Source organism: Paracoccus ferrooxidans (assembly GCF_029909815.1).
Taxonomy (GTDB): domain Bacteria; phylum Pseudomonadota; class Alphaproteobacteria; order Rhodobacterales; family Rhodobacteraceae; genus Paracoccus; species Paracoccus versutus.
The window spans coordinates 849029-875415 of record NZ_CP038202.1; the positions used below are offsets into that span (position 1 = coordinate 849029).

At 68.2% G+C, this 26387-nt stretch carries 24 protein-coding genes; 10 read left to right on the forward strand and 14 right to left on the reverse strand.

All coding sequences use genetic code 11. The features are described from left to right. Nucleotides 1-119 precede the first annotated feature (119 nt). The 3 genes from E3U26_RS21210 to E3U26_RS21220 are packed head-to-tail and all read right to left on the reverse strand — an operon-like array spanning nt 120 to nt 3272. On the reverse strand, nt 120-1076 hold the full coding sequence (locus tag E3U26_RS21210) for a Gfo/Idh/MocA family protein (RefSeq protein WP_499106494.1): 957 nt from the start codon (nt 1074-1076) through the stop codon (nt 120-122). Between the two features lie 33 nt (nt 1077-1109). Then, a complete protein-coding gene (locus E3U26_RS21215; protein ID WP_499106495.1) occupies nt 1110-2048 on the reverse strand; it encodes a sugar ABC transporter substrate-binding protein in 939 nt (312 codons plus the stop codon). A 27-nt stretch (nt 2049-2075) separates the two neighbouring features. Continuing rightward, complete coding sequence (locus tag E3U26_RS21220) at nt 2076-3272, reverse strand: Gfo/Idh/MocA family protein (RefSeq protein ID WP_499106498.1); 1197 nt, start codon at nt 3270-3272, stop codon at nt 2076-2078. 123 nt (nt 3273-3395) lie between these two features. Between E3U26_RS21220 and E3U26_RS21225 the strand changes: the two genes are divergently transcribed. Both E3U26_RS21225 and E3U26_RS21230 read left to right on the forward strand, forming a co-directional pair. Further along, complete coding sequence (locus tag E3U26_RS21225) at nt 3396-3812, forward strand: substrate-binding domain-containing protein (protein ID WP_499106501.1); 417 nt, start codon at nt 3396-3398, stop codon at nt 3810-3812. Between the two features lie 23 nt (nt 3813-3835). Next, the gene (locus tag E3U26_RS21230) at nt 3836-4069 is read left to right on the forward strand and encodes a type 1 periplasmic-binding domain-containing protein (RefSeq protein WP_499106503.1); all 234 of its coding nucleotides are present in this window, start codon (nt 3836-3838) and stop codon (nt 4067-4069) included. Nucleotides 4070-4139: 70 nt separating this feature from the next. Here the strand turns inward: E3U26_RS21230 and E3U26_RS21235 are convergent, their stop codons facing one another. Both E3U26_RS21235 and E3U26_RS21240 read right to left on the reverse strand, forming a co-directional pair. Further along, nucleotides 4140-5624: a TonB-dependent siderophore receptor gene (locus E3U26_RS21235; RefSeq protein ID WP_499106505.1), complete on the reverse strand. Its 1485-nt coding sequence runs from the start codon at nt 5622-5624 to the stop codon at nt 4140-4142. Nucleotides 5625-5911: 287 nt separating this feature from the next. Further along, the gene (locus tag E3U26_RS21240) at nt 5912-6484 is read right to left on the reverse strand and encodes a TonB-dependent receptor domain-containing protein (RefSeq protein WP_499106506.1); all 573 of its coding nucleotides are present in this window, start codon (nt 6482-6484) and stop codon (nt 5912-5914) included. Nucleotides 6485-6599: 115 nt separating this feature from the next. On the opposite strand from E3U26_RS21240, the gene E3U26_RS21245 reads away from it, so the two are divergent. Beyond that, nucleotides 6600-7763: an NnrS family protein gene (locus E3U26_RS21245; protein WP_499106508.1), complete on the forward strand. Its 1164-nt coding sequence runs from the start codon at nt 6600-6602 to the stop codon at nt 7761-7763. A gap of 26 nt (nt 7764-7789) precedes the next feature. On the opposite strand, the gene E3U26_RS21250 is transcribed toward E3U26_RS21245, so the two are convergent. Next, nucleotides 7790-8101: an ETC complex I subunit gene (locus tag E3U26_RS21250; RefSeq protein ID WP_072462415.1), complete on the reverse strand. Its 312-nt coding sequence runs from the start codon at nt 8099-8101 to the stop codon at nt 7790-7792. Between the two features lie 187 nt (nt 8102-8288). On the opposite strand from E3U26_RS21250, the gene uvrB reads away from it, so the two are divergent. Further along, nucleotides 8289-10475 carry an excinuclease ABC subunit UvrB gene (gene uvrB / locus E3U26_RS21255; RefSeq protein ID WP_072462416.1) on the forward strand — a complete coding sequence of 729 codons (2187 nt, stop codon included), beginning with the start codon at nt 8289-8291 and terminating at the stop codon, nt 10473-10475. 48 nt (nt 10476-10523) lie between these two features. Here uvrB and E3U26_RS21260 read toward each other — a convergent pair whose 3' ends face one another. The 4 genes from E3U26_RS21260 to E3U26_RS21275 all read right to left on the reverse strand — a co-directional run bounded on the left by E3U26_RS21260 (nt 10524) and on the right by E3U26_RS21275 (nt 12906). Further along, nucleotides 10524-10811, reverse strand: coding sequence for a hypothetical protein (locus E3U26_RS21260; protein WP_036757909.1), 288 nt, complete (start codon nt 10809-10811; stop codon nt 10524-10526). Nucleotides 10812-11054: 243 nt separating this feature from the next. Then, nucleotides 11055-11690 carry a ParA family partition ATPase gene (gene parA / locus E3U26_RS21265; protein ID WP_243784534.1) on the reverse strand — a complete coding sequence of 212 codons (636 nt, stop codon included), beginning with the start codon at nt 11688-11690 and terminating at the stop codon, nt 11055-11057. A 102-nt stretch (nt 11691-11792) separates the two neighbouring features. Then, nucleotides 11793-12116 (reverse strand): antibiotic biosynthesis monooxygenase family protein, encoded by a 324-nt coding sequence (locus tag E3U26_RS21270; protein WP_036757913.1) that lies wholly within the window; start codon nt 12114-12116, stop codon nt 11793-11795. A 34-nt stretch (nt 12117-12150) separates the two neighbouring features. After that, nucleotides 12151-12906 carry a hypothetical protein gene (locus E3U26_RS21275; protein ID WP_499106512.1) on the reverse strand — a complete coding sequence of 252 codons (756 nt, stop codon included), beginning with the start codon at nt 12904-12906 and terminating at the stop codon, nt 12151-12153. Nucleotides 12907-13206: 300 nt separating this feature from the next. Here E3U26_RS21275 and E3U26_RS21280 point away from each other — a divergent pair, with 300 nt between their 5' ends. Next, on the forward strand, nt 13207-14256 hold the full coding sequence (locus tag E3U26_RS21280; protein WP_499107521.1) for a dipeptidase: 1050 nt from the start codon (nt 13207-13209) through the stop codon (nt 14254-14256). 163 nt (nt 14257-14419) lie between these two features. Here E3U26_RS21280 and E3U26_RS21285 read toward each other — a convergent pair whose 3' ends face one another. The 4 genes from E3U26_RS21285 to E3U26_RS21300 all read right to left on the reverse strand — a co-directional run bounded on the left by E3U26_RS21285 (nt 14420) and on the right by E3U26_RS21300 (nt 20210). Beyond that, complete coding sequence (locus E3U26_RS21285; RefSeq protein ID WP_036757915.1) at nt 14420-15961, reverse strand: Ppx/GppA family phosphatase; 1542 nt, start codon at nt 15959-15961, stop codon at nt 14420-14422. A gap of 66 nt (nt 15962-16027) precedes the next feature. Beyond that, nucleotides 16028-18193, reverse strand: coding sequence for an RNA degradosome polyphosphate kinase (locus E3U26_RS21290; RefSeq protein ID WP_036757916.1), 2166 nt, complete (start codon nt 18191-18193; stop codon nt 16028-16030). 31 nt (nt 18194-18224) lie between these two features. Continuing rightward, nucleotides 18225-18914: a P-loop NTPase family protein gene (locus E3U26_RS21295; RefSeq protein WP_083539127.1), complete on the reverse strand. Its 690-nt coding sequence runs from the start codon at nt 18912-18914 to the stop codon at nt 18225-18227. Nucleotides 18915-18917: 3 nt separating this feature from the next. Further along, entirely contained in the window at nt 18918-20210 is a 1293-nt protein-coding gene (locus E3U26_RS21300) for an AI-2E family transporter (protein WP_499106517.1), read from the reverse strand. A 140-nt stretch (nt 20211-20350) separates the two neighbouring features. On the opposite strand from E3U26_RS21300, the gene proS reads away from it, so the two are divergent. The 5 genes from proS (at nt 20351) to E3U26_RS21325 (ending at nt 26379) form a co-directional block, all read left to right on the forward strand. After that, nucleotides 20351-21703 (forward strand): proline--tRNA ligase, encoded by a 1353-nt coding sequence (gene proS / locus E3U26_RS21305; protein ID WP_499106521.1) that lies wholly within the window; start codon nt 20351-20353, stop codon nt 21701-21703. A gap of 226 nt (nt 21704-21929) precedes the next feature. Next, on the forward strand, nt 21930-23054 hold the full coding sequence (gene gmd / locus E3U26_RS21310; RefSeq protein WP_499106523.1) for a GDP-mannose 4,6-dehydratase: 1125 nt from the start codon (nt 21930-21932) through the stop codon (nt 23052-23054). Continuing rightward, nucleotides 23055-23978 (forward strand): GDP-L-fucose synthase family protein, encoded by a 924-nt coding sequence (locus tag E3U26_RS21315; protein WP_499106525.1) that lies wholly within the window; start codon nt 23055-23057, stop codon nt 23976-23978. It begins immediately after the preceding gene. After that, nucleotides 23975-25144 carry a DegT/DnrJ/EryC1/StrS family aminotransferase gene (locus E3U26_RS21320; RefSeq protein WP_499106527.1) on the forward strand — a complete coding sequence of 390 codons (1170 nt, stop codon included), beginning with the start codon at nt 23975-23977 and terminating at the stop codon, nt 25142-25144. The genes E3U26_RS21315 and E3U26_RS21320 overlap by 4 nt, the downstream gene beginning before the upstream one ends. A 68-nt stretch (nt 25145-25212) precedes the next feature. Further along, a complete protein-coding gene (locus E3U26_RS21325; RefSeq protein WP_499106529.1) occupies nt 25213-26379 on the forward strand; it encodes an SGNH/GDSL hydrolase family protein in 1167 nt (388 codons plus the stop codon). Nucleotides 26380-26387 lie beyond the last annotated feature (8 nt).

Below are 26387 nucleotides of genomic sequence, written 5' to 3' on the forward strand. Positions count from 1 at the left end.
CCCTGGCCTCCGCGAGGCAGGGATTCCCTGCCTCGACATTGACCATAGCCGCTCTGCAACGCGATTGCAATAAAAATTGCAGATATGGAATACGGCAACAAACGCTCTCTTGCACATGTTTACATGCGAGGCGCCAGCGGCCCCCCGCCTGCTGGCAGATGCTCGACCAACTGCTGGCAATAGCCGGTCGCCAGAAGACCGTCGCGGGCCGTCGCCATGTCCTCGCAGGGCCGGCCGGAACGGCATGCCCGCACCCAGGCCTGATCCTGCAAGCGATAGCTGTCGGCAAAGCGCCCGATCCAGTCGGGCGAATATCCGGCCTGCATCGCACCGCCGCGCCGCAATCGCACCTGCGCCGGTTCGGCCATGGCCACCGTCCCCTCGCGGCCGACGATCTCGGCATGGACGTGGTAGCCATAGGCGGCGTTCATGAACATCTCGACCGAGACGACCGCCCCGCGATCCGTGTGCAATTCGGCCAGCAGCATGTCACCGGCATCGCCAACCTGCGTCAGGCTTGCCGAGGTGTATTCGGTGTCCAGCAACCAGCGGCAGATGTCGATCTCATGCACCATGGCATTGGTAACGATCATCGAGCCGTCGAACCAACGCGGCGCCTCGCGATTGCGATGTAGGCAATATATCAGCAAGGGCGCGCCGATCCGGCCCACGTCCAAGGCGGCTTTCATTTCGCGATAGGCGGGATCGAAGCGGCGCATGAAGCCGACGCTGACCAGGTTGCGGCCCGCATCGGCTTCGACGATCTCGCGGCATTGCGCGACCGTCGAGGCCAGAGGCTTCTCGCACAGCACCGGCTTGCCCAAACGTATCGCCGCCATGACCAGGTCATGGTGGGCGGCATCCGGGGCGGCGACCAGAACCGCCTCGACCACGTCGCTTTCGATCAGCGGCAGTCCTTCGGCAAAGACCTGCGCGCCATATGCAGATGCGCCTGCCCGGCCCGGATCGGGGTCGGAAACCGCAACCAGCCGCGCCCCCGAAATCTCATCGGCGAAAAGGCGGGCATGAAACCCGCCCATGACACCGGCGCCGATCACGCCAACGGCCAGGCTCATCTGCAATCCCTCCGCATGGCGAGATGGCCGGTTTCAGCGCGCCAGATAGTCATCGACATTCTCGGGAGTCACGAGTTCGAACGGGATATAGACGGCGCGCTCTGCCAGTTCCTCACCCCGCGCCATGGCGGCGGCGACCTCCAGCCCCTTGCGCCCCTGCCCCGCCGCGTCCTGGAATACGGTCAGGTCGATGTCGCCAGCCTTCAGCGCCATCAGCGCGTCCGGCGTCGCGTCGATGCCGGCCACGACGACATCCTCGGGGTCGACCATAGCGGCCTTCAACGCCTGCGCAGCACCGATGGCCATTTCGTCGTTGTTGGCAAAGATCACATCCGGCGTCAGCCCGGCGGTCAGCCAATTCGAGACCAGATCCGACGCCTTGCTGCGCGACCAGTCTGCGACCTGCATGTCCTCGATCTTCACGAAATCGCAGTCGGGCGTCTTGACGAAGTCCTGCACCGTCTCGGTCCGTACGCGGCCGGCCTGGATGAACAGGTCGCCCGCCAGGATGACGCCGTTTGCCGCGCCGTCCCTGATCTTTTCCTTGACGAGGCGGCAAGCCTCGGTCGCCTGGATCGTGCCTGCATCGACCTCGCGCGAGCCGACGAAGGCTTCCAGCGGCCCAAGGCTCTCTACATTCGGCGGCTCGCGATTGATATTGACGATGGGAATGCCGGCATCGTTCGCCATCTTGTCCATCTGCGTGATCGCATCGGAATCCACCGCGACCACGATGATCGCATCGACCCCGGACGAGATGAAATTCTGGATCTGGCTCAACTGCCGGGGCACGTCGTTTTGCGCATCCTCGAATTGCAGGGTAACGCCCTCGGCGCGGCCCGCTTCTTCGATGCCCTGACGCAGGATGGTCAGGAAATTGTTGTCGAATTGCGCCATCGCGACGCCGATTTCCTGCGCCTGCGCACCGAATGCGGTGATCGCGAAAGCGGTGGTGATCATCAGTCGTTTCATGTGGTTCCTCCTGCTTGTGTTCTTCCGTCAGGCGTCGAAGGCGCAGGATACCCACGCCCCGCCTTCGGCATTCGAGCGGATCGCGGCCTGGATGAAGGCAACGCCCGCAGCGCCCTCCTCCAGCCCCGGATAGGCCAGCAGCCCGTCCGGCAGATCGCGCCCTTCGCGGCGGGCCTCGATGGCGATGGCGAATTCCTCGTAGAGATTGCCCCAGGCGTCCGAGAGCGCTTCGGGATGGCCGCGCGGCATGTGGACGAAGCGCGCGGCATCCGACAGCATCCCTGCGCCATGCCCGCGCGAAATGCGGATATGCGGTGCATTGAAGGGGCGGTGCTGCAGGTATTCCGGGTTCTCCTGATCCCATTCCAGCGTGCCCTCGGTCCCCGAGATGCGGATGCGCAGCCCGCAACTGGCCCCCGCCGCCGCCTGCGAGACCAGCAGGGTGCCGGGCACGCCGCCCTGGAAGCGGCAGGTCATGAAGGCGGTATCCTCCAGCGGCTGATCGGCCCCCAGCCGGTGAAACTCGGCCCGCAGATCGGTCATGCGCAGGCCGGATACGAACTCGGCCAGATGATGGGCGTGGGTGCCGATGTCCGCCGTAGTCGCGGCACCCCCCACCTTGGCGGGATCCTGCCGCCAGGGCGTGCCGGACCAGGCGGCATCGGCGGGCAGCAGCGCCATTTCCTGGAAATACTCGGCATGGATCTGCGTGACCCTGCCGATGGCACCTTCCTGCACCATTTGCCGGGCCTGCCGCACCATCGCATGGGCCGCGAAGGAATAGGTCACGCCGAAGACCAACCCGGTTTCGCGCTGCCTGTCGATCAGCGCGCGCGCCTCGTCCAGCGTATTGACCAGCGGCTTGTCGCAGATCACGTCGATGCCCGCATCCATGAAGGCCATGGCGACCGGGAAATGCAGATGGTTCGGGACGGTGATCGCCACAGCGTCGATGCCGTCCGGCCGCGCCGCCTCGGCCCGCGCCATCTCGCGCCAGTCAGTATAGCTTCGATCTGGATCGAGCCCCCAGTCGCGGCCCGATGCCAGCGCGACCTCGGGGCGCGAGGACAGCGCCCCGGCGACGATCTGCCAGCGATCCGACAGCCGCGCACCCCGCGCATGGACCTGCCCGATGAACGCACCCGCGCCACCACCCACGACCCCAAGGCGCAGCTTCCGGCCCATGGCGGGGAAGGCCCCCGCAAGGTTGGCATTCTTTGACATCGACTTCCTCCTCGAGGTGATTCCCTGCCCTCTGCGGCAATAGAAAGCGCGGATCGACCTTGATCGCAACAACTATTGCAATATTTCATGGATCGGCGTTTCTGTTGCGGTGGAGGATTTCACATGCAGCCGAACCCGCTTCGGCTGGATGGAATTGCACATGCCTATGGCCCGAACAGGGTGCTGAAAGGCATCAACCTGACGCTCGGCGCGGACGAAGGCGTCGAAGACCTTTATGTCGGCGGCAACAACCCGCAATCCGGCGTGGTCGCCGCGGAATATTTCAAGTCGAAACTCGCTGACGGCGGCAAGATCGTGGTGATGCGCGGCATCCCGACCGCCATCGACACTATCCGCATCGAAGCCTTCCAGAAGACGCTGGAGAGTTCGGGGATCGAGATCCTCGACATGCAATATGCCAACTGGAACCCCGACAAGGCCTTCGAGGTCATGCGGGACTACCTGACCCGCTTTGCCGCAAATCGACGGCGTCTGGGCCGGCGACGACGATGCAGCACTCGGGGGCCCGTGCAGCGATAGAACAGGCCGGGCGCGAGGAGGGCATGGTGCTGCTGGGCGGTTCGGGCATGAACCGGGTGATCAAGATGATCATGGACGGCGACAAGCTGATCGACGCCAACATCTTCTATCCGCCGACCCTGATCGCCCCGGCCATCGAGATCACCGCGATGCGCTATGCCACGCAGTCGCCGATCCGCGGCCGCCATGTCCTGGACAGCCCGCTGATCACCAAAGCCAATGCCGAGGGGTTCTATTTCCCCGACAGCCCCTGTTGAGCGCAATGGGCGGGCGCGAACGCACCCGCCCAGGGTCTTGCCCGACGCCGGCCCGGCCCAGCAGCCTTGCTCAGAACCGGCAATCCAGGCTCAGCGTGGCATTGCGCGGGGCGCCGTAATTGCCGGTCGCATAGGTCTCGTCGATCGAGGCGAGGTATTTGCGGTCGAAGAGGTTCTCGATATTCAGGCTGAGGCTCATGCCGTTCTGGAAATCATAGCGCCCCATCAGTCCGACGACCGCATAGGAGCCCTGCCGCGCGGTGCCGGTGACGGGCCAGACCCAGGTATTCTCGATCCCGCTTTGCCAGCGCAGGCTGGCGCTGAGCGTCAGCGGCAGGGTTTCGAAGGCATAGATCCCCGACAGCTTGACCGAATGGCGCGGCGTGACGGTCGAGATGCGCAGCCCGTCGCCGTCCTTGGCGGTCGTATAGGCATAGCTGGTGGTCAGCTGGATATTCGGCCGGACCTCGCCCGCCAGTTCCATCTCGAAGCCCTTGCTGCGGGTGCCGTCGATGGACTTGTAGGGGTTCGAGCCGTCAGGCAACTGATAGGTCACGCTGCGGTCGCGGACCGGCAGGTTGTCCTGCTCCAGCAGATAGACCGCCGCCGCGAAGTTCAGCCGGTCGCCGGCAAGGCTGGCCTTCGTGCCCAGCTCGTAATTCGAGCCGGTGGTCGGTTCGACGATCCTGTTGTCCTTGTCGCGATAGCTGGCCTGCTTGAATACCCGGGTATAGCTGGCATAGACCGACCAGTCCTCGTTCAGGTCATAGGTCAGCCCGGCATAGGGGATCCATTCGCCGTTGCGGCTGATCTGCTGATGCGTAGTCGTGCCGCTGCTGCGGCTGTCGGTGGTATAGTCGTAGTCGTACCAGACCACGCGCGCGCCGGCGATCAGGTTCAGCCGGTCGGTCAGGCCGAAGCGGCCCGAGCCATAGGCCGCGACCTGGTCGATCTTGGTATTGCTGACATAACTGACATAGCCGGCCTGCTGGACCAGGTTCGGCACATACCCATCCCAGTCGAAAATCGAGCCGGTGATCGGCTGATAGTCGATATCGGTCCCGTCGAAGGCCGAATAGGCCTTGTGATTGTCCTTGCCCCAGCTGCCGGTGATGCCGAAGCGCAGGTCGTGGCTGCGCCCCCACAGCTCGACCGGGCCCGAGGCGGTCAGCGACAGCGCGGCCTGCTCGGTATCGGTATCGGCATAGCCGCCGACGGTCTGCACGCCATAGCCCTGCGGATCGGGCGAGCCCCAGCTGGCCGAGGCCAGGTAGCCCTCGCGCTCGGCCCTGTAGAAGGACAACTCGCCCACCGCCTGCCAGCCGGTGCCGAAGTCCTGGGCATAGCGCAGGAACAGGGTCTGCGTGGTCTGGGTCAGGGGCAGGTTGCCGCCGCCGGCATTCGTGCTGGTATCGTAATCCAGCTGCGAGCCGTCATTGGCGATCAGGGGCAGCCCGCCGAACTGGTGGTTGCGGGTGCGGTTGCGCTGGAAGTCGTAACCGGCGCTCAGCGTGCCGGCATCGCCCACGTCGGCCTCGACCACGCCGTAAAGCACGGTCTTGCGCCGCTCGTAGCGGTCGAGCCAGGAATCGCCCTGCTCATGACCGATCAGCCGCCATTACCAGGCCAACAGCCACGCCCTGCAAAGCCATATCCGCAGACAGGGGCGTTGCGGGTTCCCATGCGTCCGCTCGGCCGGACCCGGAAACGATCCCGGCCACCATGGTCCGGGCCGGGCTGTCGCCCCTGGCCTTCTGTTCGGGGCCGCAAGGGACGACGGTTCGGAAAAGCCTGGCGGAGGCGGCCGGCAAGGGCCGCATCCGCCGCCGGCCGGATCAGGGGTCAGAAGGTGATCTTCCCCGTCAGCAGCACATTGCGTGGCTCGCCGACGAAATTCCCGCCCGAGAAACTGTCCACCACCTCGTAATAGCGCCGGTCGAAGACGTTGTTCACGTTCAGCTGGATGTCGAAATTCTCGTTCAGGCGATAGCCCGCGACCAGATCGACCAGCCCCAGGCCGCCCTGCCGGACCGGGGTCTCGGCCAGGCGCGGGTCATAGACGGCGTTGGATTCCGAGGTGATCTCGCTTTGCAACCGGAACGCGCCGCCCAGGCGCCACCTGTCGCCCCGCAGATGATACATGGTGGCGATCTTCAGCAGGTGCTTGGGCAGGAAGGTGTTGTAGGGGCTGCCCGCCACGCCGTCGACGGTGGCGCTGATGATCTCGGCCTCGTTCCAGGTATAGCCCGGCATCAGATTCCTGCGCGGCAGCACCTCGCCCGAGATCTCGAAGTCCAGGCCCTTGCTTTCCACCTCGCCCACGGCGCGATAGCAGTCGTAAAGCCCCGGCATGCAATCCGCGACCGGCAGCGGCGTCGGCCGGTTCTTGTGATCCCCTGGCAAGGCGGATGTCATGGCCAGCCGCTCCGGGCAAGGGCGCCGCGGCCATGGGTCGCCCTGCCCGGTCGGCATATTGACAACGGCCGCCCTGCTGGCGCTATGGGGCATCCGCGGCAGCAGCCGGAAAACGATGCTTCGCTTCTTGACCCATGGGCTATGGCTGGCGCCGCATCGCCCGCTGTTCTTCCTGGCCGGCCTGTGGGCCATCCTCGTGCCCTCGGCCTGGCTGCTCCCCTTGGGGATGGGCGTCGATGCGCTGTCTTGGCACCGGCATGAGCTGCTGTTCGGCATGGGCGGCGCGGCGGTGGGCGGCTATCTGCTGACCGCGCTGCCGGCATGGACGGGGCGGGTCCGGGTCGCGCCGGCCACGACCGGGATCATGGTGGCGCTGTGGCTGGCCGGCCGGCTGGGCTTTGCCCTGGGCCTGCCCGCGCCCTTCGCCCTTCCCGCTGCCACGGCCTATTTCCTCGTGCTGGGCGGCCTGCTGTCGTGGCAGGTCGCCGGCGCCGGGGCCTGGCGCAAGATGCCGCTGGCGCTGGCGCCCCTGGCCCTTGGCGGCATCGAGGCGCTGGCGATCGCCGGGCCGGGGCCCGCCGCCGAAAGCCTTGCGCAGGACATGGCGCCGCTGTTCTTTGCGCTGCTCATCAGCCTGGTCGGCGGCCGCGCCCTTGCCGCATTCACCCGGCATTGGGCCGCGGCATCCGGCCAGCCGCCGCCGACCGAGCCGCGCTGGCTGCCGGGCGCCGGCGTGCTGGCATTGCTTCTGGCCATCGCGGCGCTGCTGCTGGATCGCTCGGGGCTAGCCGGGCCGCTCCTGATCGTCTCGGGCATCCTGCACCTGGCCCGCATGGGCCTGTGGCGCAGCTGGCGCGCCGGCCGCTATCCGGCGCTGCTGCTGTTGCACCTGGCCTGGCTCTGGCTGCCGCTGGCCCTGATCCTGGCGGGGCTGGCGCAGGCGCCCTGGGCCGGGCTCGACATGGCGACGGCCCTGCATGCGGTCACGATGGGCGCCATGGGCACGATGATGCTGGCGATCATGGGCCGGGCGGCCATGCCGCGCAGGGGCGGCAGGCTGGCCGTGTCACGCCCGCTGGCCCTTGCCTTCTGCCTGGTCAGCCTTGCCACGCTCCTGCGGCTGCTGATGGGCTGCGTGTCGATGGCCGGGCCGGCGACGCTGCTGCATCTTGCCGCATCAGGCTGGATGGCCGGATGGGCGCTTTTCCTGTGGGACTTTCGCCATGCGCTGCAAGGGCCGGTCCCCCGCCCCGTGCTAAGCGCGTCCAGCCGGGCGTGACGGGCGGGCCAGGGGGCCGCTGCGGATCAATGCGTCCAGGGCGCGCGGCGGTCGGGGGCGAAATTCTCGCCATAGCCGCGGGGGCGGATGTTCGGGGCGCGGGTGTGCGGCTCGATCACCTCGTAATCCAGCCCACGCTCGCGCGCGTAATCCTCGGCCTGCTTGCGGGTCTCGAAGCGCAGGCGCACCTGGCTCTGGGTGTCGTCGCTGCTGGTCCAGCCCATCAGCGGGTCGATCTCGCGCGGATCGGCGGGCGGAAAGTCCAGCACCCAGTTCTTGGTGCGGGCGGTGCCGGATTGCATGGCGTTGCGGGCGGGCTTGTAGATGCGGACGCGCATGGCGGGAACCCTCTGTTCTTGCTTCCCGCCTTATCCCCGAAGCCGGCCGGGCGATCAAGATGCACCTCGCGCGATTTCCCGCCATCGCGGCCGGATTGCCGCCCCGGCATGGCGCATATTCCCCGGCCGGGCTTGTATTGGGGCGCGAATGCGCCAGATTGACCCAGGCAGGAACAAAGGTGAAACCATGGGCCACAACAACACCAACGCCCCCGTCGCGCGCTTTCCCGAGGTCAGCCGGCCCAAGCTGGAAGGCGGCAAGCGTTTCGTCATGCGGTCCGAGTTCCAGCCGGCGGGCGACCAGCCCACCGCCATCGCCGAACTGGCCCAGGGCGTCATGGCGGGCGAACGCGACCAGGTCCTGCTGGGCGCCACCGGCACCGGCAAGACCTTCACCATGGCCAAGGTGATCGAGGCGACGCAGCGCCCGGCGATCATCCTGGCCCCGAACAAGACGCTGGCGGCCCAGCTTTACGGCGAGTTCAAGGGCTTCTTCCCGGAAAACGCCGTGGAATATTTCGTCAGCTATTACGACTACTACCAGCCCGAAGCCTATGTCCCGCGCAGCGATACCTATATCGAGAAGGAATCGCAGATCAACGAGGCCATCGACCGGATGCGCCACTCGGCCACCCGCGCGCTCTTGGAGCGCGACGACGTGATCATCGTCGCCTCGGTTTCCTGCATCTACGGCATCGGTTCGGTCGAGACCTATTCGGCGATGACCCAGGACATGGTGGTCGGCGAAAGCTACGACCAGCGCGAATTCCTGGCCGAGCTGGTGGCGCAGCAATATCGCCGGCTCGACGCCGCCTTCCAGCGCGGCGGCTTTCGCGTGCGCGGCGACGTGATCGAGGTCTGGCCGGCGCACCTCGAGGATCGGGCCTGGCGCTTCGACTTCTTCGGCAACGAGCTTGAATCGATTACCGAATTCGACCCGCTGACCGGGGCCAAGACCGACAGCTTCAAGCAGATCCGCATCTATGCCAACAGCCACTACGTCACCCCGCGCCCGACTTTGCAGCAGGCAATCAAGGGGATACGCGCGGAACTTCAGACACGGTTGAAGCAACTGGCCGACGAGGGCAAGCTGCTGGAGGCCCAGCGGCTTGAGCAGCGCACGAACTTCGACCTGGAAATGCTTGAAGCGACTGGCGTTTGCAACGGGATCGAGAACTATTCCCGCTACCTGACCGGCCGCGCGCCGGGCGAGCCGCCGCCGACGCTCTTCGAGTTCATCCCGGACAACGCCATCGTCTTCGCCGACGAATCCCACGTCTCGGTGCCGCAGATCGGCGGCATGTATCGCGGCGACTTCCGGCGCAAGTTCACCTTGGCCGAGCATGGCTTCCGCCTGCCCAGCTGCATGGACAACCGGCCGCTGAAATTCGAGGAATGGGACGCGATGCGCCCGCAATCGGTCTTTGTCAGCGCCACCCCGGCACAATGGGAGCTGGACCAGACCGGCGGCGTCTTTACCGAGCAGGTCATCCGCCCCACCGGCCTTCTGGACCCGCAGGTCGAGATCCGCCCGGTCGAGATGCAGGTGGACGACCTGCTCGACGAGGTGCGCAAGGTCTCGGCCGCCGGGATGCGCACCCTGGTCACGACGCTGACCAAGCGCATGGCCGAAGACCTGACCGAATACCTGCACGAACAGGGCATCCGCGTGCGCTACATGCACAGCGACATCGACACCATCGAGCGAATCGAGATCCTGCGCGACCTGCGGCTGGGGGCCTTCGACGTGCTGGTGGGCATCAACCTGCTGCGCGAGGGGCTGGACATCCCGGAATGCGGGCTGGTGGCGATCCTGGACGCCGACAAGGAAGGCTTCCTGCGCTCGGAAACCTCGCTGATCCAGACCATCGGCCGGGCGGCGCGCAACGCCGACGGCCGGGTCATCATGTATGCCGACCGCATCACCGGCAGCATGGAACGCGCCATGGCCGAGACAGAGCGCCGGCGCCAGAAACAGGTCGCCTATAACGAGGAACACGGCATCACGCCCCAGACCGTGCGCAAGAATGTCGAGGACGTGCTGGCCGGGCTGTGGCAGGGCGATACCGACCAGGCGCGCATCACGACCAGGGTGGACAAGCCCCTGGTCGGCGCCAACCTGGCGGCGCATCTGGACGCGCTGCGCGCGCAGATGCGCAAGGCGGCCGAGAACCTGGAGTTCGAGGAGGCCGCGCGGCTGCGCGACGAGGTCAAGCGGCTGGAGGCGGTGGAACTGGCGGTGGCCGACGACCCGCTGGCCCGGCAATCCGCCATCGAAGAGGCGGCCGAGGCGGCGGTCAAGTCCTCGGGACGCTCGACCGCGGGGCGGGCGGGGCAGCGCGGCGGCAACAAGCGGTCGCGGCGGCGCAGCTGACGCGCGGGAACGGGGCCTGGGAGGGATGCCCCGTTCCCGGCGTTCGGATCAGCTGCAACTGACCGAAAGCAGCTTGCCGCGGCTGTCCACGATGAAGGTCAGGCGCTCCTGGATCATCTCCATCGTCATCGGCCGGTCTTCGCGGGCGATGCGATACATCTGGCCCTCGGGGACCGAGATGGTGGGCGAGGTCTGCCCGATCAGATAGGTATAGCGCGCCGCGCCGCAGGGATCGACGGCGACGGTTTCCGGCTCGGGCGGGGGCGGGGCTTCCGGGGTGCAGGCGGCCAGCGCAAGGGGGGTTGCCAGAACGGCAAGGGAAAGCGGGAGTTTCATCTTGACCTCATGAGTCTGGACTTGCTGCCCACTCAACCCATGGAACGGCGGCCGGTTTCCAAAGCCCCGGCGGATCGGCGGATTTCCGCGGATGCGCCAAGGCGGCGCCGCCGTGCGGGCGGCGCGGTAGCAGGGGTATTTGGGCAACGAAGAAGCGCGGGGGGCCATCATTCCCACGGATCGCCACATTGCAGGGCCGGTGCCTGCGAGGCGCCCGTCATGGGCAAAGGTCGGCGCCCGAGCCTAGCGCAGCGCGGCAAGCACCTCTTCGGCCAGGGCATCGACCTCGGCGCGGGCGGTGGCGTGGCGCGCGGTCTCGCCCGCGCCCAGCCCCTGCCCCAGCGCCTCGGCATAGGCGACGCGGTTGGCAAGCTGTGACGCCGCCACCTCGGCCCCCAGCGCGGCGGCACCCTCGGCCACCTCGCCGGTCAGGCGCGCATGCGAGCGGGTGCGGTTCAGCACGATCAGCGTGTCGCATTTCTCGCGCCGGGCCAGGTCCAGCACGCCCTCGGTCGCCCACAGGTCGACATGGCTGGTCGCCACCGGCACCAGCACCAGGTCGGCCACGCGCAGCGCCGGGCGCAGGTCGCTGTCGATCTTGGGCGGCGTGTCGATGATGACGAAATCGAAGCGCTTCTTCAGCTTGTCGGATTCGTAGCTGGCGCCCCAGGCCGAGGAGGTGGTGAATTCCAGCGCCTCGTCCTCGCCCCGCCGCTCCAGCCGTTCCAGGAACCAGCGCCCCATGCTGCCCTGCGGGTCGGTGTCCAGCAGCGCGACCGAATGGCCGCGCCCGCGCAGGGCCACCGCCAAGTTGACCGCGATGGTGGTCTTGCCCGAGCCGCCCTTCTGCTGGGCAATCGTGATGATGCGTCCTGCCATGAGCCCCTCCGTTCCGGCGATCGCCTGCCTGTTTCCTGCCAGACTAGGGGCTAAGCTTGCGCAATGCACGGCTTTTCGCAGCCGCAGCATCGGCATTCCGCATCAGGTCTTCCAGGTATCGACCACCTCGTACATCACCGGCTCGAAATGGCGGCACATGCCATGGATGGCGCGGTTGCGGGTGCGCATCTCGGGGCTGCGCAGCATGGCCTGGTAGTCGCGCCGGTCGCGCCATTGCGAATAGGTGCAGATGCGGGTCTGGGCATCGTTCAGGTGGATTGCGCCCGAGACATAGCCGGGCTGGTGCCGGATGACCTGGTCATAGGCGTCGTTCAGCGCGTCCAGCACGTCATGCGCGGTTCCAGGCGTCACCTCGAAGGTGCAGATCACGGTCTGGCCGGTGAATTCCTTGTCGATGCGGGTCATGGCTGGGCTCTCCTCCCTCGCTGCTGACCCAAGCTTAGCGCAGCGGCGGCGCGGGGGAAGAGGGTTTTCGATCCCGAGCCGGGCGCAGAAAGCCCAAGGCCGGATAAAGCCGGTCCGTCACCGCCAGGCGCATCTGCCGGGCCAGGGGGTCGTGAAAGACCTCCAGCGCCCGTTCGGCCTCGGCCCCCGACAGCCAGCCGCCGTCGAGCCGCCAGCGCCGGAAAAAGATCCGGTCCAGATCCTGCGCCGCGCGGAACTCCAGACCGCGGCGCGCCTGTTCGGCGTCGCGCGCGGGCGCGATCCGGGCATCGGGGCCGGATGTCCGCCGCGCTTCGGCGATCCTGGCCTGCTGCGCGGCCATGGCCTGGGCCACATCCTCGTCGGTAATCGTGACCAGCCGGTCCATCTCGGCCCGGACCCCGGCCGGCAGCGTCGCGACTGCCGCCTCGACCGCCCGGCGGAAACGCGGGTCGGCTTCGATCCTCATGCCCCAGGCACCGGGCTGGACGCGCCACAGCACGGGTTCGGCCGCCGGGGTCCAGGCGCCGTCCGCGACCAGCCCCAGGCGATCCAGCAGCGCCAGCAGTTCGGACCGGGCCAGCGCCGGGCCCAGCCCATGCGCCGCCGCGATGTTCGGCGGCGGCGGGGACGGCGCGCCGATGCGGCGGATGATGAAATCCCCGGCCCGTTCCGGCTGCGGGCTGCCATCGGGCAGGCGATAGGCCAGCTGCCCCTGCTGGCGCGCCAGCCCCAGCACCGCGACGCAAAGATCGTCCCAGCGCGGCGGCATCGCCGGCCGCCGGGGCGCGGCGCGGCGGCTTGCGCCCAGCCCGTCGCATCGGCGCGGCCCAGGGCCACCAGGGCCTCGCAGCCTATCTGGCAGGCGGTCACGGCCATGTCCTGCCAGCCGCTTCCGTCGTCCAGCGCCGGCAGGTTCCGTTCCAGGAAATCCGCGACCGCCCCCGGCCAATCCCCCGTCGCATGCATCCCGGATCCCTTTCCCGCTTTGGCCGGCCGCACCCCGTCGGCACGCTTGCGACCTGCGCATAACGGGCGCATGTTGCGCCGCGCAATGCGAAAGGACATGAGCATGATTCCGGTCTTCGACGGTCACAACGATTTCTTGCAGCGCATGGTGGCTGCGGGGCCCGGCCGCGACCGGCTTTGGCTGGAGGGCGACGGCAGCGGGCATCTGGACCTGCCGCGGATCAAGGCGGGCGGGTTTGCCGGCGGCTTCTTCGCGATCTGGACGCCCTCGCCGCCCGGCCCCGACGATGCGCTGGCGGCGATGCTCAAGAAGAACCCGCCCTTCGCCCTGCCCCTGCCGCCCGAGGTGGAGCCGGCCCAGGCCCTGCCCCATGCGCTGGCCCAGGCCGGGCAGCTGATGGCGATGGAGCGGACCGGCACGCTGGCGATCTGCCGGACCGCGGCCGAGATCCGCGCGGCCATGGCCCAGGGCCGCATCGCCGCCATCCTGCACATCGAGGGCGCCGAGCCGATCCCGGACCTGGATGCGCTGCATGTCTGGCACGCGATGGGGCTGCGCTCGCTGGGGCCGGTCTGGTCGCGGCCGACGCGCTATGCCCATGGCGTGCCCTTCGCCTTTCCCGCCTCGCCCGACACCGGGCCGGGGCTGACGGATGCGGGCAAGGATCTGGTGCGCGCATGCAACCGGCTGCGCATCATGCTGGACCTGTCGCATCTGAACGAAAAGGGCTTCGACGACGTGGCCCAACTGTCGGATGCGCCGCTGGTCGCCAGCCACAGCTGCGCCCATGCCGTCGCGCCCAGCTCGCGCAACCTGACCGACCGGCAATTGCGGGTGATCGCCGAATCGCGCGGCCTCGTCGGGCTGAACTTTGCCGTGGGCTTCCTGCATCCCGAAGGGCGGCGCGACCCGATGCAGGGGTTCGCGGTCATGCTGCGCCACCTGGACCACCTGCTGGAATTGCTGGGCGAGGACGGCGTGGCGCTGGGTTCCGATTTCGACGGCGCCGACATGCCCGAGGATCTGGCCGATGCCGCCGCCCTGCCGAAGCTGGTGCAGGCGATGCTGGCGCATGGCTATGGCCGCGAGCTGGTCGAAAAGATCGCCTGGCGCAACTGGCTGGACCTGCTGGAGCGGAGCTGGGGCGGCTGAACGCGCGCGCCAGCCTGGCGGGACGCGGGGGCGCCGATCCGAAACCGGACACTCGGCAAAGGCACACAAGGATCGTCGCCCCCATGCGCGGGGAAATGCCACAGCCGGATTGCACGGTAAAGTTGTCCATTCGGACAGGATTCCCGGTACGCGGGAATCCCCCTCAGCCTCCGGTGACGACCGGCGTGACCTCCAGCGCATCGGCAAGCGAGCGGAAGCGGGCCTCGGCCACCTCGCCCATCAGCGCGCGCCCGGTCCGGGTCAGCTTCAGCTCCAGAAGCTTCTTCTTGCGCTGCAGCTTCAGCGTGCCCGCCTCGGCCGGATCCTTGACCGAGAACATGGCGCCGAAGCGCAGCGCCTTGCCCAGAACCTCGGCCTCGCGGATCTCCTTTTCCGAGAGCAGCGCGAACAGCGGCGCCATGGGCGAATTGGCGCGGCTGTTCTTGTAGCGGTGCAGCAGCGACAGGCCCAGGAACACCCGTTCGGGATGCGACAGCGCCGCCATGTTGGCCCGCGTGACATTGTCGAAACAGGCATCGGCGCGATAATCGGGATGGGTGCGCCAGGTGGTGTCGTGCAAAAGGCAGGCCGCCCGGACCAGCCGGTCGCGCTCGGGCGGCAGGTCGCCGAACAGCGGCTCCAGGAACTGGTAGAGCTTCTTGCCGAAACCCGGCATCCGCGCCATCTGCCGCTCGGCAAAGCGCGCCGCCTCGATCAGCGGATCGCGCGAGCGCAGCCCGGCCGGCATCTGTTCGTAAAGCAGCCCCTCGCGGATGCCGTAGGAAGAGACGGCCAGCGATTTCGGCTTAAGGCTTTGCACCAGTTGGCGCAGCACCTGGCTGGCCAGCGGCACCAGCTCCATCCGGCTTTGCGAGATGCCGGTCATCGCCCGCATCTCGGCCACGCTGCGCTCGCCGATCCATTTCACCGTGTCGGCGACGGCCTGCGGCGACATGCGATATTCGTGCAGCACGGTCATCGGGTATTTCGCCCGCTCCATGTCCAGCCGCGCGATGGCCCGCCACGAGCCGCCGACCAGGTAGATCTGTTCGTGCCCGCGGCCCAGCCGCTCGGCCGCCCGCTCGATCGCATCGCGGATATGGTCGCGCAGGCCCGCGGCGCCGCCCTTGACCTGTTGCAGCCGGAACGGGCCCAGGGGCGTCGAGATGCGGCCGCCGACCTTGCCGTTCGCCACCTCGGCCAGTTCCATCGAGTTGCCGCCGATGTCGCAGACCAGCCCCTTGGCATCCGGCCAGCCCAGCAGCACGCCCTGCGCGGAAAGCCGCGCCTCTTCCTCGCCGTCGATGACCCAGAGCTTCAGCCCGGTCTCCTTCTCGACCGCCTTGTGGAAGGCGGGGCCGTCCTCGGCCTCGCGCACGGCGGCGGTGGCGACGCAGGTCAGCGGCTTGATGCCCATGCTGTCGGCCAGCACCGCAAAGCGGCGCAGGGCGGCCATGCCGCGGCGCACGCCTTCGGGGTTCAGCCGGCCGGTGGTGGCCAGGCCCGAGCCCAGCCCGGCCATGACCTTTTCGTTGTAGAAATAGGCCGGCGAGCGCGCCGCCCCGTCGAACACCACCATGCGGATCGAGTTCGAGCCCACGTCGACCACGCCGACCCGGCTGAGCGCGCGTTCCGAGGCGCGTTCGAACAGCGAGCGCCCGAAGGGTTCGATGGTTTCTCCGCTTGCGGTCACGATGCCGTTCATCGGGTTCCTCTCGATTCCGTTACCAAGCCGGTCGCGCGCTTTGGATGGGGCAATTGCCTCCTTGCGTCAATCCGTCGAGTGCATCAGCGCCGGAACGTCACGCGCGCCCGCGCTGCCGCGCCCCGACAATGAGGGGTTTTCCATGAAGAACTTGTGACAGGAAAACAGGTCGTCGCGCCCGGCCGGCAGATAGCGCAGATAGCGCCCGTCGGGTTGCAGAAGCCAGCTTTGCGCCTCGTCGGCCATGTTGGCGGCCATGACCTGGCTGGTGATCTGCGCCTTCACCGTCTCGTTGAAGCATTCCACCAGCGCCTCGACCCGGCGGTTCAGGTTGCGCCCCATCCAGTCGGCCGAGCTGATGAAGACCCGCGCGCGCTTGGAGGGCAGGCCGAAGCCGTTGCCGAAGCAGACGATGCGGGAATGTTCCAGGAAGCGGCCGACGATGGATTTCACCCGGATGTTGTCGGACAGGCCCGCGATGCCCGGCCGCAGCCCGCAGATGCCGCGGATCACCAGGTTGATCCTGACCCCCGCCTGGCTTGCGGCGTAAAGCGCCTCGATCACGTCCTTGTCGATCAGGCTGTTCATCTTGGCCCAGATCTCGGCCGGGCGGCCGCGGCTGGCGAAATCGGCCTCGCGCGCGATCAGCTCCAGCAGTCGCTCCTTGAGGTCGATGGGCGAGATGGCGATGTTCTCCAGCCCCTCGGGCTGGACATAGCCGGACAGGAAGTTGAACACCTTGGAGGCATCTCGCCCCAGCGCCGGGTCGCAGGTGAACAGGGACAGGTCGGTATAGATGCGCGCGGTGATCGGGTGATAGTTGCCGGTGCCGAAATGGGTATAGGTCACAAGCTGGTCGCCCTCGCGCCGCACCACGGCGCTGATCTTGGCATGGGTCTTGTATTGCATGAAGCCATAGACGACATGCGCGCCCGAGCGTTCCAGCCGCCGCGACTGGCGGATGTTCGCGGCCTCGTCGAAGCGGGCCTTCAGCTCGACCAGCGCCGTCACCGACTTGCCCGATTCGGCCGCCTCGCAGAGCGCGTCCACGATGGGGCTGTCGCGCGAGGTGCGGTAAAGCGTCTGCTTGATCGCCAGCACGTCCGGGTCGCGCGCCGCCTGCGCCAGGAAGCGCACCACCATGTCGAAGGTCTCGTAGGGGTGGTGCAGCAGCATGTCCTTTTGCCGGATCGCGGCGAACATGTCGCCGTCGTGGTCCTGCACCCGTTCCGGCACCCGCGGGGTGAAGCCCGGCCATTGCAGGTCGCGCCGCCCGTCCAGCACCAGTTCGCGCAGGTCGGCCATGCCCAGAAGGCCCTCGACCTCGACCACCTCCTCGGGATCGACCTCCAGCTCCTGCATGATGACCCGGCGCAGCCGGTCGGGCGCGCCGGCGGTGATCTTCAGCCGGATGACCGAGCCGCGGCGGCGGCGCTTCAGCGCCGTCTCGAACTCGCGCACCAGGTCTTCGGCCTCTTCCTCGACCTCCAGGTCGCTGTCGCGCAGCACGCGGAAGGCGCAATGGCCGATGTCGCGATAGCCGGGGAACAGGCTGGGCAGATGCATCAGCAGCAGGTCTTCCAGCCGCAGGAAGCGCTTGCCGCCCGGCAGCGGGATGAAGCGGGCGATCTGCTGGGGGATGGGCACCAGCGCCTGCATCTGCCGCCCGTCGCTTTCCCGCGCCAGTTCCAGCGCCAGCGAAAAGCCGGTGTTGGGGATGAAGGGAAAGGGATGCGCCGGGTCTATGGCCAGGGGCGAGACCACCGGGAACACCTGCTCCATGAAATGCCGGCGCAGGAATTCTTCCTCGGCGCGGGTCACGCGGCCGCGCGACAGGATGGCGATGTCGGCCTGTTCCATCTCGCGGCGCAGGCCGTTCCAGACCGCCTGCTGCGCGCCCATCAGCCGGCGCGCATCGGCATTGACCAGCGCCAGCTGCTCGGCCGCGGTCAGCCCGTCGTCGGACAGGGTGGTGTTGCCTTCGCGGACCAGCTCGCGCAGGCCGGCCACGCGCACGGTGTAGAACTCGTCGAGATTGGTGGCCGAGATCGACAGGAAGCGCAGCCGCTCGAGCAGCGGCACGCGCGGGTTGCGCGCCTCGTCCAGCACGCGCCAGTTGAAGGCGAGCCAGCTGATCTCGCGGTTGAAGAAGCGCGCGGCGCCCTCGGGCGGGCCGTCGGGCAGGTCGCGCGGGGCGGGAAAGGGGGATTTCAGGAAATCGGCCTGGGTCATGTCACGGGACTTCGGGGAAAATGCGGGGCGATCATGCGTCGGCGGGGGCCAGCTTGTCCAGAAGCTCGGCCGCCAGCCGCCGGGTGATGGCGCGGCGGTCGGCCAGCGATTCGCGGTCGATGGCGGCGACCAGGCGGCGGGCCAGGTCCAGGTCGCGCTCCATGCGCAGCGAAAGCCAGTCCACCACCTCGGGCGCCACCTGGATCTGGCGGTCGGCGAACAGCTTGACCAGCACCGCCGGCAGCAGCGCGTCGTCGGGCGGGCCCAGGATCGCCTGCGCCGCCGTCTCCAGCCGCGAGCGCAGGTCGGGCAGCGCCACGCCCCAGTCGCGCGGCGGCGCCTGCGCGGTGATGAGAAGCAGCGCCCCCCGCGCGCCGGCCAGGTTCCACAGGTGGAACAGGCCCTGTTCGGCCGTGGCGTTGCCGCCGATCTCATGCGCGTCCTCGATGACCAGCGCGGCGCCGGGGCGAACCAGATCGTCCACGCTTTCGGGGGTCAGCGTCCAGCCGTGGCTGACATGGGCGCCATGATCGGCCGCCCAGAAGCCGACCAGATGCGTCTTGCCCGATCCCGGACCGCCGATCAGCAGCAGCCGGCCCTGCGGCCAGCGGCCCGGCGCGTCCAGCATCGCAAGCGCGTCGCGATTGGCCGCGGTGATCAGGAAATCGTCGCGCGACGAGGCCGGCGGCATCGTCAGGTCCAGGGTCAATTGTCTGGCCACCGTTCAGCGGTCCTTGCCGCGCAGGTGGTCGCGCGTCTCGGCCCACAGATCGGAGGGCGAAGGCGGGCCCTCGGCATCGGGAACCTCGCCGGCCTGCTGGCGATGCTGGTGTTCCTCCAGCAGATGCGCCAGATGCTCGTCGCGCTGGATCTGCGCCACGGCCACGTCGCGCGACATCTGCGCCAGCTGGCGCGCGCGCTCGGTCGTGCCGCGCGGCACCAGCTCGACCATGGTCGGCGGCGCGGGGGGCGAGGGCACCTCGCGCCCGGTATAGAGCGCGCTTTCCTTGTAGCGGGCGACGGCAAAGCGGACCAGCACCCCCAGCGCCGCCGCCGCCGGCACGGCGATGAGCAGGCCGACGAAGCCGAAGAGCGTGCCGAAGACGGTCAGGGCCAGCATCAGCCAGACCGGATGCAGCCCGACATGGCCGCCGACGATCTTGGGTTGCAGGTAGTTGCCCTCGACGATCTGGCCCAGGACGAAGACCGCGATCACCGCGCCGATCCAGACCGGCTCGCCCCAGAAGGAGAACAGCGCGACGCCGATGGCGGTGGCGCCGCCGACCAGCACGCCGACATAGGGGATGAAGGACAACGAGGCGGCGATCACCCCGATCGCGATGCCGAAGGGCAGGCCGATCAGCGCCAGGCAGACCGAATAGAAGGTGCCCAGGATCAGGATCACCATGCCCTGCCCGCGCACGAATCCCGACAGCGCCGCGTCGATCTCGTGTCCCAGCCGGCGGATGGTGCCGGCATGCTGGCGCGGCAGAAGCTCGTCCAGCCGGTCGACCATGTTGTCCCAGTCGAGCAGCAGGTAGAAGGCGACGACCGGCACGATCACGATCAGCATGACCATGCTGACCACGCCCATGACCGAGCCCAGCACGGTGCTGACCAGCTGCCCGCCCCGCTCGCTGATCTGCTGGCCCATGTTGGCAAGCGCGCTGTTGACCGGGCTGCCCTCGGTGAAGATCTCGGGGAACCGGGTCATCAGGAACTGCTGGAGGCGCTGGAACATCTCGGGCGCGGTCTCGATCAGCGCGGTGGTCTGGCGCACCAGCACCGGCACCAGCAGCAGAAACATCGCCACCACCAGCAAGAGCCCGCAAAGCGTGATGATGACCACCGAGGCGGTGCGCGACAGGCCCAGCCGCTCGAGCCGGTCGGCCAGGGGATCGAAGAGATAGGCCACGGCCGCGCCCATGATGAAGGGCGTGACGGCATTGCCCACCCCCCAAAGCGCCAACAGCAGCACGGCCAGCGCGCCGCCCCAATACAGGATCTGTTTCTGCACCGGCAATTGCATGGGTCTCGTCGCTCCCGTCCCCGCGTTCGGCTTCCTATGTGGACGGTCGCGGCGCGGCTTGCAAGGAAGGGCGTTGCCCCGCTATCCGCGATCCGCTAACCCGTGCCGGCCATCATGAGGATTTCGCCATGCGTCTGTCGCGCTATTTCATGCCCGTCCTGAAGGAAGACCCCAAAGAGGCCCAGATCGTCAGCCACCGGCTGATGCTGCGCGCCGGCATGATCAAGCAGCAAGCGGCCGGCATCTATTCCTGGCTGCCGCTGGGCTTCAAGGTGCTGCGCCGCATCGAGCAGATCGTGCATGAGGAACAGGCCCGCGCCGGCCATATCGCCATGCTGATGCCGACGCTGCAGCCCGCCGACCTGTGGCGCGAAAGCGGCCGCTACGACGATTACGGCGAAGAGATGCTGCGCATCCGCGACCGCCACAAGCGCGACCTGCTTTACGGGCCCACGAACGAGGAGATGATCACCGACATCTTCCGCAGCCATGTGAACAGCTACAAGGACCTGCCGCTGACGCTGTATCACATCCAGTGGAAGTTCCGCGACGAGATCCGCCCCCGCTTCGGCGTCATGCGCGGGCGCGAGTTCCTGATGAAGGACGGCTACAATTTCGACCTGACCAAGGAAGACGCGCTGCATGCCTATAACCGGCACCTGGTCAGCTATCTGCGCAGCTACGAGCGCATGGGCCTGCAGGCGATCCCGATGCGCGCCGACGGCGGGCCGATCGGCGGGGATTATACGCATGAGTTCCTGGTGCTGGCCGAGACCGGCGAGTCGGAGGTGTTCTACGACAGCGAGATCACCGACCTGAAATTCGGCGACCGCGCCATCGACTACGACGATGTCGCGCAATGCCAGGCCGTGCTGGAGGAATTCACCAGCCGCTATGCCCGCACCGACGAGACCCATGACGCGGCGCTGTTCGAGCAGGTCCCCGAGGCGCGGCGGCGCCAGGCCCGCGGCATCGAGGTCGGGCAGATCTTCTATTTCGGCACCAAGTATTCCGAGCCGATGGGTGCCACCGTGGTCGGCCCCGACGGCGCCCGCGTGCCGGTTCACATGGGCTCGCACGGGATCGGCGTCAGCCGCCTTCTGGGCGCGATCATCGAGGCCAGCCATGACGACAAGGGCATCATCTGGCCCGAGGGGGTGACGCCCTTCCATGCCGGGATCGTCAACCTCAAACAGGGCGACGCCTCGACCGACGGCGCCTGCGAGGCGCTTTACGCCGAGCTGAAGGCGCAGGGGCTGGACCCGCTCTACGACGACCGCGACGAGCGGGCGGGGGCGAAATTCGCCACCATGGACCTGATCGGCCTGCCCTGGCGCATCACCGTCGGGCCGCGCGGGCTGGCGGCGAACAAGGTCGAGCTGACCTCGCGCCGCAGCAGCGAATCGATCGAGGTCTCGCCGCAGGAGGCGGTGGCGCGGCTGAAGGAGATCTACCAGCCGGTCTTCGACGCCGCGAAATAGGGCCGCGAAATAGGCGCGGCCGCGCCCGGCGGGACGGTTGCCTGGGTATTTGGGCAACGGAGAAACATGGCGGGGGGCGCCCAGGCGGCGCCCTTCGCCCAGGCGGCTTGGCCGCATGTGTGTCTGGTGAACGGAACGCCCCCTGCCCTGCGCGCGGTGCCGGCGGGGCCGGGCGGCGCGGGTCTTGTCGTGGTTGTTGTTGTCGTGGTTCAAGAGTGGGCGGTTCATGGTGAAGAAGGCGCTGATTACCGGGGTCACGGGTCAGGACGGATCCTACCTGGCCGAGTTCCTGCTGGAAAAGGGCTATGAGGTGCATGGCATCAAGCGCCGCGCCTCGAGCTTCAACACCCGGCGCGTCGATCACATCTTCCAGGATCCGCACGAGGTCGCGCCGCGCTTCCTGCTGCATTACGGCGACCTGGGCGATGCCTCGAACCTGACCCGGATCATGGCCGAGGTGCGGCCGGACGAGGTCTACAACCTGGGCGCGCAATCCCATGTCGCGGTCAGCTTCGAGGCGCCGGAATATACCGCCGATGTCGATGCGCTGGGGACGCTGCGGCTGCTGGAGGCGATCCGCTTCCTGGGGCTGGAGCGGGCGACGCGGTTCTACCAGGCGTCGAGTTCCGAGCTTTACGGGCTGGTGCGCGAGACGCCGCAGACCGAACGCACGCCCTTTCACCCGCGCAGCCCCTATGCCGTGGCCAAGCTCTATGCCTATTGGATCACGGTGAACTATCGCGAGGCCTATGGGCTTTTCGCCTGCAACGGCATCCTGTTCAACCACGAGAGCCCGCGCCGCGGCGAGACCTTCGTCACCCGCAAGATCACCCGCGGGCTGGCCAACCTGGCCCAGGGGATCGGCGGCTGCCTTTATCTGGGCAACCTGGACGCGCTGCGCGACTGGGGCCATGCCCGCGACTACGTGCGCATGAAATGGCTGATGCTGCAAAGCGATGCGCCCGACGACTACGTCATCGCCACCGGCGAGCAGCATTCCGTGCGCCAGTTCCTGACCTGGGCCGCCGCGGAGCTGGGCATCGCGCTGGAATTTCGCGGCTCGGGCGTCGAGGAATTCGCCCTGGTCGCCTCGGTCGCGGGCGAGCGGGCGCCGGCCTTGCGTCCCGGCGACGTGGTGATGCGGGTCGATCCGCGGTATTTCCGCCCGGCCGAGGTGGCCAGCCTGCTGGGCGATGCCGGCAAGGCGCATCGCCGGCTGGGCTGGCGCCCCCGGACCGGGCTGCGCGAGATGATCGCCGAGATGGTCGCCGCCGACCTGCGGGCGGCGCGGCAGCATGCGCTGCTCCGGCGGCATGGGCTGGGTCCGGCCGTCGCGGGAGAGGTGGGATAGATGGCGCGGCTCTTCGTCACCGGCGGCCATGGCATGGTGGGGTCGAACCTGCGCGCCCATCCCGGCATCGCCGCCTGGCAGGTGCTGGCGCCTGCCCGCGCCGAGCTGGACCTGTGCGACGCGGTCGCGCTGCGGGACTGGCTGGCGCGGCATCGTCCCGACGCCGTGGTCCATGCCGCGGGCGTCGTCGGCGGCATCCAGGCCAACATGGCCGAGCCGTTGCGGTATCTGGCCGAGAACGCCCGCATCGGGCTGAACCTGATCACCGCCTGCCGCGAGATCGGCGTTCCGGTGCTGCTGAACCTGAGTTCGAGCTGCGTCTATCCGCGCGACCTGCACCGCGACCTGGCCGAGGAACAGATCCTGACCGGCCCGCTCGAGCCCAGCAACGAAGGCTATGCCCTGGCCAAGATCATGGCGATGCGGCTGGTGGACCATGCCTGCCGCGAGAACCCCACCCTGCAATGGCGCACGCTGATCCCCTGCAACCTCTACGGCCCCTTCGACACGTTCGACCCAGGGCGGTCGCATCTGCTGCCGGCGATCATCCACAAGATCCACCGCGCCAGGATCGAGGGCCGCGACCGGGTCGAGATCTGGGGCGACGGCCAGGCCCGGCGCGAGTTCATGCATGCGGGCGACCTGGCGGATGCGATCCTGCGCGCGCTGGCCGATCCCTCGGCCGTGCCGGCGGTGATGAACGTCGGGCCGGGGGTGGATCACGCGATCGAGGATTATTACCGCCTCGTGGCCGGGGTGGTGGGCTGGCAGGGCCGCTTTGTCCACGACCTCGGCAAGCCCGTGGGCATGCGGCGCAAGCTTCTGTCCGTGGCGCGGCAGGCGGCCTGGGGCTGGGCGCCGCGGATCGGCCTGGCCGAGGGCGTCGCCGCCACCTATGCCTGGTATCTGGAGCAGCAGCCATGAACCGCTTTCCCCTGGCAAGCTCCAGCTGGGACGAGGCCGAGCGGGACGCCCTGCAGCGGGTGATCGCCTCGGACCGCTTTACCATGGGCCCCGAGGTCGCGGCCTTCGAGGCCGAGTTCGCCCGCTTCGCCGGCAGCCGCCATGCGGTGATGGTCAATTCGGGCTCGTCGGCCAATCTCGCCATGGTGGCGGCGCTGCGCTACCGGCAAGACCCGGCATCGCGGCTGATGCCGGGCGACCAGGTGATCGTGCCGGCGGTGTCCTGGTCCACCAGCTTCTTTCCGCTGCACCAATACGGGCTGCACCTGAAATTCGTGGACATCGACCGCGAGACGCTGAACTACGACCTTGCCGCGCTGGCCGCGGCCATCGACGACCGGAGCCGCGCCGTCATGGCGGTGAACCTGCTGGGCAATCCCAACGATTTCGACGCGATCCGTTCGCTGATCGGCACCCGCCGCATCCTGCTGATCGAGGATAATTGCGAATCCATGGGCGCGACCTTCGCCGGGCGCCGGGCCGGTACCTTCGGGGTGATGGGGACGTTCTCGACCTTCTTCTCGCATCACATCTCGACCATGGAGGGCGGGCTGGTCGTCACCGACGACGAAGAGCTTTACCACATCCTGCTGGCGCTGCGGGCGCATGGCTGGACGCGCGACCTGCCCAGGCGGAACCGCGTGACCGGCGAGAAGGGCGAGGATCCCTTCGAGGAAAGCTTTCGCTTCGTCCTGCCCGGCTACAACCTGCGCCCGCTGGAGATGTCGGGCGCCCTGGGCCGGGCGCAGCTGGAAAAGCTGCCGCGGCTGGTCGCGGCGCGGCGCGAGAACGGCGCGCGCTGGGTCGAGGCGATGGCCGATCACCCGCTGTTCCGCATCCAGCGCGAGATCGGCGAAAGCAGCTGGTTCGGCTTTGCGCTGGTGCTGCGCCCCGAATGCGGGCTTGGCCGGCGCGAGGTCCTGGCAGGGCTCGGCGCGCTGGGATTCGAGACCCGGCCCATCGTCAGCGGCAATTTCACCGGCAATCCCGTGCTGCGGCTGATGGACCACAGCCTGCACGGGCCGATGACCCATGCGGACGAGATCGACCGCAACGGCTTTTTCATCGGCAACCACCCCCATGACATGCGGGACGCGATCCGAATCCTGGCCCGATTCCGCGGCTGAGCGGCTGGCCGCTGGACTTGCCGGCCCGGCTTGGTCAGGATCGGCGCCGGGGTTTCGGGTGGGCGGTCATGGGTGCAGTCTGGACAAGGCGGATCGGCGCGGCGGTCCTGGTCGTCGCCCTGGGCGCGGGGGCCGCTTTCCTGGCCTGGCTCGAACCGCCGCGCCCGGCGACGCCGGTGCCGGCGCTGAGCTTGGCCGGGGACGCGGGATTCCAGGCGGAACTCGGCCCACCGCTGCCCGGATGGACCGCCCTGCCCGCCCAGGCGACGGCGCGCGCGGCCGCTGATCCCTCGGGCCTGGGCTATCGCCATGAATGGCCGGGCTTTCACGCCTCGGCGCGGTTTCAGGGCACCGGGATCGTCCTGCGATTCGACGATGCGCTCAATCGCTGGCGCGTGACGCTGGACGGCAAGGCGGTCGAGGTCTCGCGCCCCGGCCGGCAGGATCTGCATATCCGCGGCCTTGCGCCCGGCCCGCATCAGATCCGCGCCGAGAAGATCAGCGAATCGAGCGGCCCGGCGCTTTTCGGCGGCTTCTTCCTGGACGATTCGGCCCAGGCGCTGCCGCCGCCCGATCCGGCGCCGCGGCTGATCGAGTTCATCGGCGATTCCGACACCGTCGGCTTTGCCAATACCGCCAGCCGCCGCGATTGCGAGGCTGAGGAGATCTATGCCGCGACCGACACCAGCCGCAGCTTCGGCCCGCAGGTCGCGGCGGCGCTGGGCGCGGATTACCGCATCCTCGCCCGCTCGGGCATCGGGCTTTTGCGCAACTACGGCGGCGCCGAGCCCGACCGCACCATGGACCGGCTTTATCCCCTGGCCCTGCCGGGACAGCCGGATGCGCCGGCCCTGCCGGAGCGCAAGGCGGACATCGTCGTCATCGGGCTGGGCTCGAACGTGTTCGGCTCGGAACTCGCCCCCGGCGAACGCTGGAGCGACAAGGGCCAGCTGCGCCACGAGTTCGGCCCGGCGCTGGCCGATTTCGCCACCGCCCGCGCGCAGGAAAACCCCGGCGCGACCCTGGTGCTGCTGGCCTTCGGCGAATACGGGGCCGAACTGGTCGAGGCGCATCGGACCGCCTCGGCTCTGCTGGACGGCCGGGGCCTGGCCAACCGCCTGGTCGTCCTGGGCGATCCGCAGCGCAACGCCTGCCTGTGGCACCCCTCGGCCGAGGATCACGCGATGATCGCGCAGGCGCTGGTCGCGGCGCTGAAAGGGCCGGGTCCGAACTGAACGGCGCA

Excerpts from the sequence above, each read along its gene's own strand:
- E3U26_RS21210 (WP_499106494.1), bottom strand. The coding sequence starts at position 1,076 with ATGAGCCTGGCCGTTGGCGTGATCGGCGCCGGTGTCATGGGCGGGTTT.
- E3U26_RS21215 (WP_499106495.1), bottom strand. The coding sequence starts at position 2,048 with ATGAAACGACTGATGATCACCACCGCTTTCGCGATCACCGCATTCGGT.
- E3U26_RS21220 (WP_499106498.1), bottom strand. The coding sequence starts at position 3,272 with ATGTCAAAGAATGCCAACCTTGCGGGGGCCTTCCCCGCCATGGGCCGG.
- E3U26_RS21225 (WP_499106501.1), top strand. The coding sequence starts at position 3,396 with ATGCAGCCGAACCCGCTTCGGCTGGATGGAATTGCACATGCCTATGGC.
- E3U26_RS21230 (WP_499106503.1), top strand. The coding sequence starts at position 3,836 with ATGGTGCTGCTGGGCGGTTCGGGCATGAACCGGGTGATCAAGATGATC.
- E3U26_RS21240 (WP_499106506.1), bottom strand. The coding sequence starts at position 6,484 with ATGACATCCGCCTTGCCAGGGGATCACAAGAACCGGCCGACGCCGCTG.
- E3U26_RS21245 (WP_499106508.1), top strand. The coding sequence starts at position 6,600 with ATGCTTCGCTTCTTGACCCATGGGCTATGGCTGGCGCCGCATCGCCCG.
- E3U26_RS21250 (WP_072462415.1), bottom strand. The coding sequence starts at position 8,101 with ATGCGCGTCCGCATCTACAAGCCCGCCCGCAACGCCATGCAATCCGGC.
- uvrB (WP_072462416.1), top strand. The coding sequence starts at position 8,289 with ATGGGCCACAACAACACCAACGCCCCCGTCGCGCGCTTTCCCGAGGTC.
- E3U26_RS21260 (WP_036757909.1), bottom strand. The coding sequence starts at position 10,811 with ATGAAACTCCCGCTTTCCCTTGCCGTTCTGGCAACCCCCCTTGCGCTG.
- parA (WP_243784534.1), bottom strand. The coding sequence starts at position 11,690 with ATGGCAGGACGCATCATCACGATTGCCCAGCAGAAGGGCGGCTCGGGC.
- E3U26_RS21270 (WP_036757913.1), bottom strand. The coding sequence starts at position 12,116 with ATGACCCGCATCGACAAGGAATTCACCGGCCAGACCGTGATCTGCACC.
- E3U26_RS21275 (WP_499106512.1), bottom strand. The coding sequence starts at position 12,906 with ATGCCGCCGCGCTGGGACGATCTTTGCGTCGCGGTGCTGGGGCTGGCG.
- E3U26_RS21280 (WP_499107521.1), top strand. The coding sequence starts at position 13,207 with ATGATTCCGGTCTTCGACGGTCACAACGATTTCTTGCAGCGCATGGTG.
- E3U26_RS21285 (WP_036757915.1), bottom strand. The coding sequence starts at position 15,961 with ATGAACGGCATCGTGACCGCAAGCGGAGAAACCATCGAACCCTTCGGG.
- E3U26_RS21290 (WP_036757916.1), bottom strand. The coding sequence starts at position 18,193 with ATGACCCAGGCCGATTTCCTGAAATCCCCCTTTCCCGCCCCGCGCGAC.
- proS (WP_499106521.1), top strand. The coding sequence starts at position 20,351 with ATGCGTCTGTCGCGCTATTTCATGCCCGTCCTGAAGGAAGACCCCAAA.
- gmd (WP_499106523.1), top strand. The coding sequence starts at position 21,930 with ATGGTGAAGAAGGCGCTGATTACCGGGGTCACGGGTCAGGACGGATCC.
- E3U26_RS21315 (WP_499106525.1), top strand. The coding sequence starts at position 23,055 with ATGGCGCGGCTCTTCGTCACCGGCGGCCATGGCATGGTGGGGTCGAAC.
- E3U26_RS21320 (WP_499106527.1), top strand. The coding sequence starts at position 23,975 with ATGAACCGCTTTCCCCTGGCAAGCTCCAGCTGGGACGAGGCCGAGCGG.
- E3U26_RS21325 (WP_499106529.1), top strand. The coding sequence starts at position 25,213 with ATGGGTGCAGTCTGGACAAGGCGGATCGGCGCGGCGGTCCTGGTCGTC.